Origin of the sequence: Corynebacterium urinipleomorphum, from assembly GCF_900155535.1 — a bacterium.
In the GTDB taxonomy this organism is placed as follows: domain Bacteria; phylum Actinomycetota; class Actinomycetes; order Mycobacteriales; family Mycobacteriaceae; genus Corynebacterium; species Corynebacterium urinipleomorphum.
This window is the reverse complement of the sequence record NZ_LT706965.1, coordinates 484,481-498,911: the sequence shown is the minus strand read 5'-3', so window position 1 is coordinate 498,911 and position 14,431 is coordinate 484,481. Positions and strand designations below refer to the sequence as shown.

Annotated in this window: 13 protein-coding genes; 5 read left to right on the top strand and 8 right to left on the bottom strand. The window is 64.0% G+C overall.

From position 1 onward, the window contains the following. Nucleotides 1-51 precede the first annotated feature (51 nt). The 4 genes from CZ338_RS11185 to CZ338_RS09490 all read left to right on the top strand — a co-directional run bounded on the left by CZ338_RS11185 (nucleotide 52) and on the right by CZ338_RS09490 (nucleotide 3,779). Complete coding sequence (locus tag CZ338_RS11185) at nucleotides 52-1,272, top strand: phosphoglycerate kinase (protein ID WP_087117972.1); 1,221 nt, start codon at nucleotides 52-54, stop codon at nucleotides 1,270-1,272. A gap of 36 nt (nucleotides 1,273-1,308) precedes the next feature. Further along, on the top strand, nucleotides 1,309-2,094 hold the full coding sequence (gene tpiA, locus CZ338_RS11180; RefSeq protein ID WP_087117971.1) for a triose-phosphate isomerase: 786 nt from the start codon (nucleotides 1,309-1,311) through the stop codon (nucleotides 2,092-2,094). Nucleotides 2,095-2,242: 148 nt separating this feature from the next. Further along, a complete protein-coding gene (gene secG, locus CZ338_RS09495) occupies nucleotides 2,243-2,479 on the top strand; it encodes a preprotein translocase subunit SecG (RefSeq protein ID WP_087117970.1) in 237 nt (78 codons plus the stop codon). Between the two features lie 214 nt (nucleotides 2,480-2,693). Further along, on the top strand, nucleotides 2,694-3,779 hold the full coding sequence (locus tag CZ338_RS09490; RefSeq protein WP_143341300.1) for an HNH endonuclease signature motif containing protein: 1,086 nt from the start codon (nucleotides 2,694-2,696) through the stop codon (nucleotides 3,777-3,779). Nucleotides 3,780-3,994: 215 nt separating this feature from the next. Here CZ338_RS09490 and pgl read toward each other — a convergent pair whose 3' ends face one another. The 7 genes from pgl to CZ338_RS11280 all read right to left on the bottom strand — a co-directional run bounded on the left by pgl (nucleotide 3,995) and on the right by CZ338_RS11280 (nucleotide 12,239). Next, nucleotides 3,995-4,720 (bottom strand): 6-phosphogluconolactonase, encoded by a 726-nt coding sequence (gene pgl, locus CZ338_RS09485; RefSeq protein ID WP_087117968.1) that lies wholly within the window; start codon nucleotides 4,718-4,720, stop codon nucleotides 3,995-3,997. A 37-nt stretch (nucleotides 4,721-4,757) separates the two neighbouring features. Continuing rightward, nucleotides 4,758-5,693: a glucose-6-phosphate dehydrogenase assembly protein OpcA gene (locus CZ338_RS09480; protein ID WP_087117967.1), complete on the bottom strand. Its 936-nt coding sequence runs from the start codon at nucleotides 5,691-5,693 to the stop codon at nucleotides 4,758-4,760. 107 nt (nucleotides 5,694-5,800) lie between these two features. Further along, on the bottom strand, nucleotides 5,801-7,339 hold the full coding sequence (zwf, locus tag CZ338_RS09475; protein ID WP_087117966.1) for a glucose-6-phosphate dehydrogenase: 1,539 nt from the start codon (nucleotides 7,337-7,339) through the stop codon (nucleotides 5,801-5,803). A 124-nt stretch (nucleotides 7,340-7,463) separates the two neighbouring features. After that, entirely contained in the window at nucleotides 7,464-8,549 is a 1,086-nt protein-coding gene (gene tal, locus CZ338_RS09470) for a transaldolase (RefSeq protein ID WP_087117965.1), read from the bottom strand. A gap of 48 nt (nucleotides 8,550-8,597) precedes the next feature. Further along, complete coding sequence (tkt, locus tag CZ338_RS09465) at nucleotides 8,598-10,730, bottom strand: transketolase (RefSeq protein ID WP_087118239.1); 2,133 nt, start codon at nucleotides 10,728-10,730, stop codon at nucleotides 8,598-8,600. Nucleotides 10,731-10,972: 242 nt separating this feature from the next. Further along, nucleotides 10,973-11,653 carry a CapA family protein gene (locus CZ338_RS11285; protein WP_087117964.1) on the bottom strand — a complete coding sequence of 227 codons (681 nt, stop codon included), beginning with the start codon at nucleotides 11,651-11,653 and terminating at the stop codon, nucleotides 10,973-10,975. A gap of 16 nt (nucleotides 11,654-11,669) precedes the next feature. Further along, nucleotides 11,670-12,239: a CapA family protein gene (locus CZ338_RS11280; RefSeq protein ID WP_087117963.1), complete on the bottom strand. Its 570-nt coding sequence runs from the start codon at nucleotides 12,237-12,239 to the stop codon at nucleotides 11,670-11,672. Nucleotides 12,240-12,411: 172 nt separating this feature from the next. Here CZ338_RS11280 and CZ338_RS09450 point away from each other — a divergent pair, with 172 nt between their 5' ends. Continuing rightward, nucleotides 12,412-13,341: a heme o synthase gene (locus CZ338_RS09450; RefSeq protein ID WP_087118238.1), complete on the top strand. Its 930-nt coding sequence runs from the start codon at nucleotides 12,412-12,414 to the stop codon at nucleotides 13,339-13,341. Nucleotides 13,342-13,427: 86 nt separating this feature from the next. Here CZ338_RS09450 and CZ338_RS09445 read toward each other — a convergent pair whose 3' ends face one another. Beyond that, the gene (locus CZ338_RS09445) at nucleotides 13,428-14,393 is read right to left on the bottom strand and encodes a quinone oxidoreductase family protein (protein ID WP_087117962.1); all 966 of its coding nucleotides are present in this window, start codon (nucleotides 14,391-14,393) and stop codon (nucleotides 13,428-13,430) included. Nucleotides 14,394-14,431: the final 38 nt, after the last annotated feature.

The following is a 14,431-nucleotide window of genomic DNA, read 5'->3' as shown; positions in this document are numbered from 1 at the left end:
CACCCTATCCGGGTTTTGCTCGTTTCACCCTGAATCCAAGGAGTAAAAACCATGGCTGTACGTTCCATCGACGAACTGCTCAAGGAGGGCGTCGACGGACGCCACGTCCTTGTCCGCTCCGACTTCAACGTCCCGCTCGACGACGACGGCAACATTACCGACGCAGGGCGCATCGACGCGTCGCTGCGCACCATCCAGGCGCTTATCGACGGCGGCGCCAAGGTCATCCTCACCGCCCACCTCGGCCGCCCTAAAGGCGAAGTCAACCCGAAGTACTCCCTGAAGCCTGTGGCAGAAGCCCTGTCCGAGAAGCTCGGTCAGTACGTCGCACTCGCTTCCGATGTCACCGGAGAGGATGCGCACGAGCGCGCCAACGGCCTGTCCGAGGGCGATGTCTTGCTCGTGGAGAACGTGCGTTTTGATGCCCGCGAGACCTCGAAGGACGAGTCCGAGCGCGGCACCTTCGCCGACGAGCTGGCAGCTCTCGCCGCGGACAACGGCGCATTCGTGTCGGACGGTTTCGGCGTCGTGCACCGCGCGCAGGCATCCGTCTACGACGTGGCAAAGCGCCTGCCCGCGTACGCCGGTTACCTCGTCCAAGACGAGGTAGAAAAGCTAGCCGCTGTGAAGGACAACCCGACCTCCCCGTACATCGTGGTGCTCGGTGGCTCCAAGGTGTCCGACAAGCTCGGTGTCATCGAGGCGCTGGCAGAGAAGGCCGACAAGGTCATTATCGGCGGAGGCATGTGCTACACCTTCCTCACCGCGCAGGGCCACAACACCCAGGACTCCCTGTTGCAGGAGGAAATGGTGGACACCTGCAAGGAACTGCTTGAGAAGTACGGCGACAAGATCGTCCTGCCCGTCGACCTCGTCGCGGCATCCGAGTTCGACAACGACGCGGACCGCAAGGTCGTCGACCTCGACGGCATCCCCGAGGGCTGGATGTCCCTCGACATCGGCCCGGAGTCCGGCAAGAAGTACGCCGAGATCATTGCCGATTCCAAGACCGTTTTCTGGAACGGCCCGATGGGTGTCTTTGAGAAGTCCAACTTCGCCGACGGCACCCGCGCTGTCGCCCAGGCCATGATCGACGCTACTGCGAACAACGGCTCCTTCACTGTCGTTGGCGGCGGCGACTCCGCTGCCTCCGTGCGGACCCTCGGCCTGGATGAGGATGGCTTCTCCCACATTTCCACCGGCGGCGGCGCCTCCCTGGAGCTCGTGGAAGGCAAGGAACTGCCGGGCGTCGCCGTCCTCGAGCAGAACTAACACCCGGATCCTCGCAACAGAAAGGAAGGTGCCCTAATGGCACGTACTCCACTCATTGCCGGTAACTGGAAGATGAACCACGACCACCTCGAGGCCATCTCCCAGGCACAGCGCCTCGCGTTCGCGCTGCCGGCCGACTACTACGAAGACGTTGACGTCGCGCTCACCGTCCCGTTCACGGACCTGCGCTCGCTGCAGACTCTCGTTCAGGGCGACAAGCTGAAGATCACCTACGGTGCCCAGGACGTGTCGGCCCACGAGTCCGGCGCGTACACCGGAGAGATCTCCGCATCCATGCTCGCCAAGCTCGATTGCACCTGGGTCGTCGTCGGCCACTCCGAGCGTCGCGAGTACCACGCCGAGTCCAACGAGCTTGTCGCCGCCAAGGCGAAGGCGGCACTCGACAACGGCATCAGCCCGATCGTTTGCGTCGGCGAGCAACTCGACGTGCGCGAGGCGGGGGACCACGTGGACTTCGTCGTCAAGCAAACGCGCGAATCGCTCGCCGGCCTCTCCACAGAGGAACTGTCCAAGACAGTCATCGCCTACGAGCCGGTCTGGGCCATTGGCACAGGCAAGAGCGCATCCGCGGAAGACGCCCAGGAGATCTGCGCAGCAATCCGCGCGCTCATCGCCGAGCTTGCCGACGACACCGTCGCCCAGAACATCCGCATCCTCTACGGTGGCTCCGTGAAGGCTGAGACCGTCGCCGACATCATTGGCCAGCCGGATGTCGACGGCGGCCTCGTCGGCGGCGCCTCCCTCGACGGCAATGACTTCGCCAAACTCGTTGCCGCAGCAGGCGACGCTGTCCGCGCCTAATAACTGCCGCAGCTGAAACATCACCCGCTCCCGCCCCTTCCCAGCCCGCACGTCGATGCCGGGGAGGAGTGGGTGTTCATGTAATATGTGAACGGTTAACCGCCAGATAGGCGTAAACGCCGAGCACCCGCTTTTTGGAGGCACACTCATGACCCTCACCCTGCAGATCATCCTGGTAATCGCGTCCCTGCTGATGACCATCTTCGTTCTGCTGCACAAGGGTAAAGGTGGAGGTCTTTCGTCCCTCTTTGGTGGCGGTGTCCAAGCCAACCTGTCAGGTTCCACCGTCGTGGAGAAGAACCTCGACCGCTATACCGTTGCCGTGGCGATCATCTGGATCGTCTGCATCATCGGACTGAACCTGATCCAGACGTACGGCCTCTAATTTGACCTCCAAGACTTAGGAGTTCAACGCTCACTTGCTTGATGCGGTGAGCGTTTTCTTTTTGCCCGGACTTTTTTCGTGGGTTGTGGAACCGCAGATCAGGCATGCTTAACGGCGTTCCTTTTCCACAGAACGCTGTCACGTCACCACGGTTATCCACAGGTTTCGGGTCGTGTCCTTTTCTTCGTGGTTGTCGGGTTTTAGCGTGTGGGGCATGAACACGTTTGACGCGTTTCTCGCTTCTGTTGCCAGTCCTTTGGATGTCCTGGCTGGTTTTGACCGTCAGGCTGCTCGTGATGCCGGCGTCAAACCCGCCACTGTTGATGAGTGGGAGCGTGTCCACGCCGTCTACTACGGCACAACCCGGTTTACCCGGAAGCAAGCGCATGCCATCCGGATTGCCCGGGAGTCGGGGAAGTCTTTGGATCAGTTGGTGTTGATCGAAAACCAACTCAAAGCAGTCACACCGGCAAGTGAGACGTGGCGGCTCCGCCTCGCCTTGTTGTCCGTGCATGGGGACTACAACACATTGAAGCGGCGTGCGAAGACGATCATCCCGGATCCTGATGCTGACACACCCGCCCCGGAGTCCACGGTCCGGTTCAGCACACCGAAGAAAGGCAAACGCTCCTTTACCGCCACCGGTGACGACAGCTTCATCGCCGCCCTCGAATACGCCTTGCGCCGGAACCTGGATCCAGGTCGTCCGGCAGGCCCACAAATGTACGAAGCACTGACCGACATTCTGCGCGGTGAGGGTGGTGTCGCTGATGCTGTACCCCGCCCACTGGTAGTAGTCCCGTTAACAGAGCACACGAGGATTCTGCGTGGTGAGGGCAACGACACCATCCTGGGACTGTCTAACGGCACAACCATGACCGGTGCGGAGTATTTGGCCCGGTTCCACGGGGAGGACCTGGAAGTAGCTATCTTCCATCCGCAGGCGGGTGCGGTGAACCTATACGACACGAAACGCTTCGCCAACGCCAAGCAGCGTGACCTTGCCCGAGCAACACTCACAACATGCCCGGTGCCGGGGTGCCGGCACGCCGCCGATAACTGCGAGGTGCATCATGTCACCGCGTGGTCACGCGGCGGGCAGACCAACATGAACAACTTGGCGGTGGTGTGCAGGTACCACAACCGCACCAACGACGATAACCCCAACCGAAAACACCGCGGCCGCATAGAAATCAGAGCAGGGACCCCCGTATGGGTATCACCTAGGGGAAGACCCGCTCCGAACACCACCCACCAATACGGCGCGATGCACCTACTGTTCGGAAAACAACGAGAATAAACAACGGGAATAACGCCAGGATCGATCTGCAGACCAGCAGACAGACACGGACATAGCGGATAGAAGCGGGAGGTAGCCGCGCATCCGAAGCACGAGCTAAAACAGCCGGGACGGCCGGGGGGAGAAACACGCCCCACGGCCCAACAGTCATGCGCGGAGTAATGCCCGCGGAGCTGGTGGCTACGACACCGCGAGCGCTCTTCTCAGGGGGACAGCTATTTCACAGTGAATGCGTCGTCGGTGACGAACAGCGTGGTGTCGGTCACTGTGGGGACGAGCGTTACAGGCCATTCAGCGGAAGGTTCACCGTCGACGAGATGGCTGATGGCGTCTGCCTTCTCTGAACCGGAAACGAGAAGCCAGGCCTGCTTTGCACGGGTGATTGCGGGGAGAGTCAGGGTGAGACGCTCCGCGGGAGGCTTGGGGGAATCGGCGACACCGACAACCAGCTTCTCGCGTTCCTCAAGCTGCGCGGAAGACGGGAACAGGGAGTTGATGTGGCCGTCGGGGCCCATGCCGAGGAGGTGGAGGTCGAAACCGCGGGGAGCGTGTTGGAGGATGGCGTTGGAGTAGTTTACGGCGGCGTCCTCAAGCGACAAGTTGCCTGGGCGGTACCCGTGGATGTTGGATTCTGGGATGCTCACGTGGTTGAGCAGCGCGTAACGGGCTTGCCCCTCGTTGGAGTCTGGGTCGTAGACGGGGACGTTGCGCTCGTCGCCAAAGAAAACGTGGATGCGTGTCCAGTCGAGGTTCTTGGCGCGCACGAGGCGTGATAGAAGCTTGATGCCGGCGCCACCGCCTGTGAAGACTACGCGCGCGATTCCGTCCCCGTGCACGCCGCCGGTGTCGGAGGCAATGATCTCGCTGACGGTGTCGACGAAGCGGGTGGAGGCTTCGTCGATAAGCACATCGAGATTGGGGACGTTTTCGACGGTAATCATTCTTATCGCTCCTTCAAAAACTGCTTGCCTTATGACTCTAGACAAAATTCACGGCCGAGAGTGAGCGCAGCGCCTGCGAATAGGCCCCGTCGGGGTCAAGGTGGCGGAGTTCTTCGGAAAGGCAGTCGGCGTCACTTCGGGTGCTCATGGCCACGAAGGAATCGGGGAGCCCCGGGACGCGGACGCGGATCGTCTTGTCGTCCTTCACGCTGACAGAGACGGGGCCTGAATCGCGTTGCAACGTCAGGCGGCGAACCGGGAACAGGCGTGAGGGCTCCTCGGCGGATTGCTCGCTGCTGATCCTGTTCACAGGCGCGTCGAGACATGACGACAGCCAAGCGGCGGCGATGTCCACGCTCGGGTCGTCCGCGGGGCCGTCGATCTCGACGGCGGTGACAGGTTCGTGGGGGTAACGGTCGAGAGCGGAAGCAACTACCCCGCGCCAGTGCGTGATGCGCGACCAGAGCATGTCGGAATCGCCCGGGCAGTAACCGTTGGCGAGCCGCAGGAGCGTGTTCCCGTCAACGTTCTCGCGGGCGTTGGTGATCCGACGGTGCGCGAGCTGCCCCAGCGGGTGTTCAGCGGGGCGCGCGGGAGCAGTCGACGGCCACCAGGCAACGACAGGGGTATCCGGAAGCAGAAGAGGCGTGACGACGGACGCCAAGTTGTTCGCCAAGTCCCCGTGCAAATCCATGACGATGATCTCGGAGGCACCGGCATCGTCCGCGAGAATTGCTTGGGCGTCGAGGACGTTTCCGCTCTCGGGGTTGCCAGTAATGAGCATGAGCACGCGCGAGGGGTGTTCATGGGAGGCGGTGCGCACGTGGTCGAGGATGGACTCCACGTCGTCGTGGATGTCGGCCACAACGATCAGGGTGAGCACGCGGCCGGTGGCTAGCGAGTAGTTTTCTTGAGTGTCCAGCAGCAGCTTCGTGATTTCGCGGGTGGACGTGTCGGACATGGTGATGATCATGCGGGACTCTTCTCGTGGGGCGTGCGGTGGCGGTGGTGGGGCGTGTTGCGTTCGGGCGGGTGGTCGTTCCGGCGGTCGTGCCAGTGTTCGCGTCTTGTGCGTCGGTACTACGGGCGGCGCCAGGTGCGGCCGTGCGCGGCCATCATCTCGTCGGCGGAGGACGGACCCCAGGTGCCGGCAGCGTATTCGTCGGGGCGGCCGTTCTCAGCCCAGAAGTCCAGGATCGGATCGAGGATTTCCCAGCTGCGCTCGACTTCGGCGGCGGTGGGGAAGAGGCCGGTTTCGTCGAGAAGCGCGTCGAGGATGAGACGCTCGTAGGCTTCCGGCGATTCTTCGGTGAAGGCTTCGGTGTACGAGAAGTCCATGTTGACGTCGCGGACTTCCAGGGTGGAGCCGGGGACCTTGGAGCCGAAACGGAGCAGGATTCCCTCGTCGGGCTGGACCCTGATGACGAGTGTGTTGGCGCCCAGCTGGCTGGTCAGACCCGGGCCGAACGCTTCGTGGGGAGCCTTTTTGAACACGAGGGCGATCTCGGTGACGCGGCGGCCGAGGCGCTTACCGGTGCGCAGGTAGAACGGTACGCCGGCCCAGCGGCGGGAGTTCACACCGAGGGTGCACGCGGCGTAGGTCTCAGTGGTGGACTCGGGGTCGAACCCGTCTTCTTCGCGGAGGCCGACAACCTGCTCGGATCCCTGCCAGCCGGCGGTGTACTGACCGCGGGCGGTGGTCTCCTCGAAGGGGCCGATCGGCTTTGTGGCGCGCAGGATCTTCAGCTTCTCGTAGCGCAGCTGGCGCGGGGAGAAGGAGACGGGCTCGTCCATGGCGACGAGCGCGAGGAGCTGCAGCAGGTGGTTCTGGATGACGTCGCGTGCAGCGCCGATGCCGTCATAGTAGCCGGCGCGGCCGCCGAGCCCGATGTCCTCGGCCATGGTGATCTGCACATGGTCCACGAATTGGGCGTTCCACAGCGGCTCAAACATCTGGTTGGCGAAGCGCATGGCCAGGATGTTCTGGACAGTTTCCTTGCCCAGGTAGTGGTCGATACGGAAGACGGCGCGCTCTGGGAAGACAGAGTTGATTGTCTCGTTGAGCTCGCGCGCGGTGGCCAAGTTGTGGCCGAAGGGCTTCTCGATGATCACGCGGCGCCACTGTCCGTCCGCTGCCTGCGCCATGCCGGTGCGGTCGAGCTGGTCAATGACGCCTGCGAAGTACTCGGGCGGCACGGACAGGTAGAAGGCCCAGTTGCCGGCGGTGCCGCGGGTGGCATCCATGTGGTCGAGTAGCTCGGCCATGTTGTCGAACGCTTCGTCGTCGTCGAATGCGCCTTGGACGAAGTGCATGCCTTCGGCGAGGCGAGCCCAGACGTGCTCGTCGAAGACGGTGCGTGCTCCTACTTCGACTTGTTCGCGGACGTAGGACTCGAATTCCTCCTTGGACCACGGGCGGCGGCCGAAGCCGACGAGGGTGAAGCCGGCGGGCAGCAGACCACGGTAGGCGAGGTCGTAGATAGCTGGGAGGAGTTTCCGCTTGGCCAGGTCGCCGGTGACGCCGAAGATGACCATGCCGGAGGGGCCTGCAATCCGCGGTAGCCGCCGGTCAGCGTAGGAGCGGAGGGGGTTCTTCCATTCGGGTGCCAGATTCGACACAGGCGGTGGCCTTTCGTCTGGTGGGGGGCGGGACAGTAAGGTGCGCCGCCGCGAAAATACGTCGCGGCCGTTTACCAATTAAGAAGATTAAACCCTAAAAGGACGGCCGCGACGAAGGAATTGGCTATTTCAGATTCTCGAGCATGGAATCGAGCAGTTCCTGCCACGCTTCGACGAACTTGTCGACGCCTTCGCGTTCGAGGACGGCGACGACGTCGTCAAGCTCGATGCCCACTGCTTCGAGCTGCTTGAAGATCTCGCGTGCGTCGTCGGCGGTTCCCGTGAGCGTGTCACCGTGAATGTTGTCGGCGTTGAGGACGGCGTCGATGGTGGGCTCAGGCATCGTGTTGACGGTGTCGGGCCCGGCGAGTTCGGTGACGTACATGTCGGCCGGGTAGTCCGGGTTCTTCACACCGGTGGATGCCCAGAGCGGACGCTGCTTGTTCGCGCCTTCCGGAAGCCCGGAATCGTCGCCGAAGGAGTCGAGGAACAGCTGGTACGCCAGGCGTGCGTTGGCGATGCCGGCCTTTCCCTTGAGCGCGCGCGCCTCGTCGGTGCCGATGGCGTCGAGGCGGTTGTCCACCTCGGTATCCATGCGGGAAACGAAGAAGGACGCCACGGAGTGGATCTTCGATACGTCGTGCCCGTTCGCGGCGGCCTGCTTGATGCCGGCCTTGTAGGCATCGATGACCTGCTGGTAGCGCTCGACGGAGAAGATCAGCGTGACGTTGACGGAGATGCCCTCTGCGAGCGCGTGGGTGATCGCGGGCAGCGACGCGTCGGTCGCCGGGATCTTGATCATCACGTTCGGGCGGTCGACGAGCTCCCACAGTTCCTTGGCGTGGGCGACGGTGCGCTCCTCGTCGTCGGCGTGGCGGGGGTCGACTTCGATGGACACGCGTCCGTCGCGGCCGCCAGTGGCTTCGAAGACGTCGAGGAAGAGGTCGCAGGCATCCTGCACGTCCTTGACGCTCATGGCGTAGACGGCTTCATCGACGCCGATCTGGCCGGCTTTCAGCTCTGTGATCTGCTCGTCGTAGGCGGTGCCGGACGACATGGCTTTGGCGAAGATCGCGGGGTTCGTGGTCACGCCCGAGAGCGTCTTAGCGGCTTTGATCTCTGCGAGGTTGCCGGACACGATGCGGTCGCGCGAGAGGTCGTCGAGCCAGGTGGAGGTGCCGGCTTCGGCGAGGCGGTCAATTGCGGTCATGGGTTTCTCCTTTTCGCTTATCGCTTATCGACGTTTCCCTGCAGCCCTTTACACCCCGTCCCCGCGCACCGGGCCACGCTCCGGGTCGGCTGCGGAGTCGGCGGTGCGGGTACGCACGGAGTCGAGGGACTCGCGTGCGGCTGCGACGACGGCGTCGGTGGTGAAGCCGAAGCGCTCGAAGAGCTCAGCGCCCGGTGCGGAGGCGCCGAAGTGCTCGAGGGAGACGTTGCGGCCCTGGTCGCCGGTGAAGCGGAACCACGGCATGGCCACACCTGCTTCGACGGAGACGCGGGCGAGGACGTCGCGCGGGATGATCTCGTCGATGTAGGAGCGGTCCTGCAGGAGGAACCAGTCCATGGACGGCATGGACACGACGCGGGTGGCGATGCCGTCGGCCTCCAGCACCTTCGCGGCCTCGACAGCGAGCTGAACCTCGGAGCCGGAGCCCATGAGGATCACGTCGGGGGTGCCGGTGGACGCTTCGACAAGGACGTACGCCCCGCGGGCGACACCCTCGAAGGCTTTCTCCTTGGTGCCCTCGAGCACGGGGAGGTTCTGGCGGGACAGGGCGAGCGCCTTCGGCTGCGGGTCAGCTTCGATAGCTGCCTTCCACGCGGCGGACGTTTCGTTGGCGTCAGCCGGGCGGATGACCGCGAGATCCGGGATGGCGCGCAGGGCAGTCAGGGTCTCCACCGGCTGGTGGGTCGGGCCGTCCTCGCCGAGGCCGATGGAGTCGTGGGTGAAGACGTAGTAGCCGTCGATACCCGACAGTGCAGCCACGCGGATGGCGGGGTAGAGGTACTCGGAGAAGATGAGGAAGGTGCCGCCGTAGACGCGGGTGTTGCCGTGCAGGGCGATGCCGTTCATGATCGAGCCCATCGCGTGCTCGCGGATACCGAAGTGCAGGTTGCGGCCGTACGGGTGGGTGGTGAACATGTCGGTGGAGATCGCCTCCGGGCCGAACGACGGTTCACCCTTGATCAGGGTGTTGTTCGAGCCCGCCAGGTCAGCAGAGCCGCCCCACAGCTCCGGCAGGGTCGCGGCGAGTGCCTGGATGGCTGCCTCAGAGGCCTTGCGGGTGGCGATGCCCTTCTCGTCCGGCTCCCACGTCGGCATCTCATCAGCCCAGCCTGCTGGCAGTTCGCGGGCGGCGAGGCGGTCGAAGAGGGACTTGCGGTCGGGGTTGGCGGTAGCCCAGGCGTCGAAAAGCTCCTGCCATTCGCTGTGCGCCTGCGCGCCGCGATCGACGAGCTGGCGGGTGTGCGCGATGACGTTGTCCTCGACCGGGAAGGACGCCTGCGCGTCGAAGCCGAGGACCTCCTTGACTGCCGCGACCTCGTCGGCGCCGAGCGCCGCACCGTGGACAGCGCCGGTGTTCATCATGTTCGGGGCGGGGTAGCCAATGACCGTCTTGACGCGGATCATCGTCGGCTTGCTTGTCTCCGCCTTCGCCTGCTCGACGGCGGCGAGGATGGCCGTGACGTCCTCGCCGGACTCTACGGTGAGCGTCTGCCAGCCGTATGCCTCATAGCGCGCGAGCACGTCCTCGTTGAATGCAATCTGGGTGTCGTCCTCGATGGAGATGCGGTTGTCGTCCCAGAACGCGATCAGGTTGCCCAGCTGCTGGGTGCCGGCGAGCGAGCTGGCTTCGCTGGTCACGCCCTCCTGCAGGTCACCGTCGCCGGCAATGACGTAAATGAAGTGGTCGAACGGGGACTGGCCGGGAGCTGCCTCCGGGTCGAACAGGCCGCGCTCGCGGCGGGCAGCCATGGCCATGCCTACTGCAGACGCCAAGCCCTGGCCGAGCGGACCCGTGGTGATCTCCACACCAGCGGTGTGGTTGTACTCCGGGTGGCCCGGGGTCTTGGAACCCCAGGTGCGCAGAGCCTTCAGGTCCTCGATTTCCAGGCCGAAGCCGCCGAGGTACAGCTGGATGTACTGCGTCAGCGAAGAGTGCCCGTTGGACAGCACGAAGCGGTCGCGGCCCGCCCAGTGCGGGTCAGCTGGGTCGTGGCGCATGACGCGCTGGTAGAGGGTGTACGCCAGCGGGGCGAGGGACATTGCGGTGCCCGGGTGGCCGGAGCCGCAGTTTTCCACGGCGTCGGCAGCCAGGATGCGCACAGTGTCCACGGCGCGGGTGTCTTCTGCGGTCCAGTCCTCCGGATAGCGGGCCACGGTCATGGCCTGCAGCTCGACGGGGAGCGACGCTGCGGCGTCGGAAACGCCGGTCGTCGGCTGGGAAGAGTTATCGGAAGAGGTAGTCACAGTGTCCTCGCTTACCAGTGTGTCGGAGCTAACTAACTCCTTACACACTACTGCCAAAGCTCGGTCGAAGACTGTGGTGGGCCGGGGTCAGCGCGTCGCCTGCCCCGCAGGTGGGCAGAGCTGCAGCAGTGCAAACTCGTCTACACCCCGCCTCCAGCTCAGTCGAGGTAGTCGACGACCTCGACGGGTGTGTAGGTGTTCATGAGGGCGGTGATGTCGGCGCGGGATTGGTCGACGTCGACCCAGGGGAGATGGCGGGCGTCAGCAAGTGGAATGACTTTGTAATGGGACGAGTGGGGCATGCCCACGGTGTAGGTGGGCATGAAACGGATGCGGCCCAGGCTCAAGGTGCCGTCGGCGCGGCGGGTGATGGTGTACTCGCCGATGCCGCCGTACTTGGTTCGCTCGTCGTATTGGCCGTGCAGGAAATTACCGTGGGAGAACCACACGCCGAGCCCGGGTTCATTTTCTGGGTAGCGCTGGAAGGGCTCGAGGATGTGGGGGTGCCCGCCGAGCACGAAGTCGGCGCCGGCGTTGCGGGCGGTGTCGGCGGCGTCGAGCTGCGCCTGGACCGGCAGCGATTCGTACTCTTCGCCGGCGTGGAGGATGACGATGAGGATGTCGACGTCGTCGCGCAGCGCTGTGATGTCGCCGCGCATCAGTTCCGGGTCGATGAGGTTCACGGAGTACTCTTCGCCCGCGGGTACGGGAATGCCGTTCGTGCCGTACGTGTACGCAAGGAACCCGATTTTCAGCCCGTTGCGCTCGATGATTCGCGGCGTCGCACGATCCTGCGGGGAAGCGAAGCTGCCCATGTACAGCATTCCGCGTTCACGCATATTGCTTGTCGACGCCTCAACGCCCCCCCGTCCCCCTATCCATCGAGTGATTGGTGGCGTTGTTGACGATGTCCACACCTGCGCCGTTCAGTGCATCGATAATCTGCGGCGGGGAGTTGAACGCCGGGTAGCCGGACAGCTCGAAGGCCGGCCCCGCGACGGGCACCTCCATGTTGGCGGTGGTGATGTCGGCGTTGCGCATGTATTTCGCCACCGGGGCAAGCATCGGCGCGAAGTCGTAACCTCCTGCCGCCGCGGTGCCGCCTTCCCCTGTGGCGCTTGCTGTCGCATTCATCGCGGCGTTCGTTGCGGCGTCGGTATAGACCTCGCTGTGGATGAGGATGTCGCCGACGGACCGGATCGTCACCGACGCCTCCGTGAAGTGGGGAGCGGGACTTTCCTCAGCGCTGCTCTTCGCTTCATCGACGCGGGAGGTCGCGGAAGCCGGCGCCGAAGCAGCGGGGGAGCCCGGGCTGTGTGCGCTATTGTCGCCGGATCCACCGATGGTGCACCCGGCGAGAACGGCACCAGCCGTCAGAAGGGCAACGGCCGACGCGGCGGGACGAAAGGAGCGGCGCAGAATCATAAGAGATTATTTAACAACGGACCCGCCGGGTTCGCGCGTTAATTTCATGCGGGTGCTGGCGGGGACTAGGATGCGTAGGACGAGAGAACGGGGCGTCGATAAGCGCGGGAACTAATGCGCGCATGGCTGCGACTAGTCCCCAACAAAAAACCGCGCTGAATGAGGAGTTGTGTTGGAGACCGTCAAAGCGTACTTCGCGTTGACTAAGCCGCGGGTCATCGAGCTTTTGCTGGTCGCCGCTATCCCCGCGATGCTGCAAGCTGATCGCGGCGAAGTGCACGTCTGGCTGATTCTGGCGACGCTGTTCGGGGGCTGGATGGGTGCCGCCGCGGCGAACACGTTCAACATGGTCGTCGATTACGACATTGACCAGAAAATGGGCCGTACCCGCGCACGCCCGCTCGTGCGCCACACCGTGACGAAGGAACGCGCCCGCATCTTCGCGTGGGCGTTGCTCGTGCTATCCGTGCTGTGGCTTGGGTTAGTGTGCCGTTCGTGGCTCGCGGCGTTCTTCATCGTCCTGACCAACTGGTTCTACATTTTCGTCTACACGAAGTGGCTCAAGCGCAAGACGTGGCAGAACGTGATTTGGGGCGGCGCGGCCGGCTGCATGCCAGTCCTCGTCGGCTGGGCAGTGATCCGCGGCCACGTCATCGACGGCAGCGCCGACCAGTGGTGGCAGGCGATTGTGCTGTTCATGATCATCTTCTTCTGGACACCGCCGCACACCTGGGCCTTGGCGATGAAGTACCGCGACGACTACGAGCGCGCCGAAGTGCCGATGCTCCCCGTCGTGGCAACGCCAGAGGCCACCACCCGCCAGATTGTTCTGTACTCCTGGCTGACCGTGATCACATCGCTGCTGCTCGTTCCCGCTGCGTCGTGGGTGTACTTCGCTGTGGCGCTGCTGTCCGGCGGCGCATTCTTGGTCATGGCGACGCGCTTGCACGCCGGCGTGAAAGCGGGTGGCGATGTCAAACCGCTCAAGCTGTTCATTTTGTCGAACAACTACTTGGCGGCGTTGTTCCTCGGCCTGTCCGTGGACGCTGTCTTCGGGCTGGAGACGCTAGGCGAGATCGTCGGTGGCGGGCTAGTCGGTTAGAAGCTGCGCCGCGCAGATGCACCCACGGGGGCGGGGTGCAATGAGCCCCCGGGCTGTTAATCACCGCTAGGCGCAGCTAGGCCCTGCTAGTCGGCGACCTTAAGCACGATCGATCCGGTCGTCTTACGGCCTTGAAGATCTTTGTGGGCCTGGGCAGCGTGAGAAAGCGCGTACGGCTCCTGGACGCGGAGGGTGAGCGTTCCGTCGTCCACTGCGCGGACCACGGCCTGCGCGCGCATCCGGAATTCGTCGTCAGTGGCGGTGTAGGCGCCGATGGATGGGCGGGTCAGGAAGATCGATCCGTGGGTGTTGAGTAGCTGCGGGTCGATCGGGTCCACCGGGCCTGAAGCCGCGCCGAAGAGGCAGACGAGGCCGCGGGGGCGCACGGCTTCCAGCGACTCACCGAAGGTGTCTTTGCCCACTCCGTCGTAGACAACGTCCACACCGCGGCCGCCGTTGCGGCGGCGGACCATCTCCGCGAGGTCGTCGCTGTAGCGGAACACCTCGGTGGCGCCGGCATCGTAGGCCAGCTTTTCTTTTTCGTCGGTGGAGACAACGGAGTACACCGTCGCACCCTGCGCCGCTGCGAGCTGGGTGAGCAGCAGCCCCACACCGCCGGCACCGGCGGTAATGAGCAGCGTGTCGCCCTCTTTCGTGTCGCGGACGCCGTAGAGGAGGTAGTGCGCGGTGATTCCCTGCAAGAACATGGTCGCCGCAACGCTCGCCGGGATCGAGTCCGGCACTGCCACAAGGCGGTTGCGGTCGACGCACACGTACTCCGCGTACGAGCCGGGTGCGGAGTCCCAGGCAACGACAGTGCCGGGAGCGATCTCGCCGGTTGGATCCTCCACGACTTCGCCACAGCCTTCGAGTCCGGGAATGAACGGGAGCTCCGAGTGGTAGATCCCCTCGCGGTAGTAGGTGTCGATGTAGTTGACACCCGCGTAGGCGACCTTGACCAGCACTTGGTCGGGGGAGGGGGTGGGCGCGGGGACGTCCGCAAGTACTAGGACGTCAGGTCCGCCGTTCTCGGTGATCTGGATAGCCTTCATACCCACCCAGGCTACGCGTTCAGCGGGGCCCGGTCCCG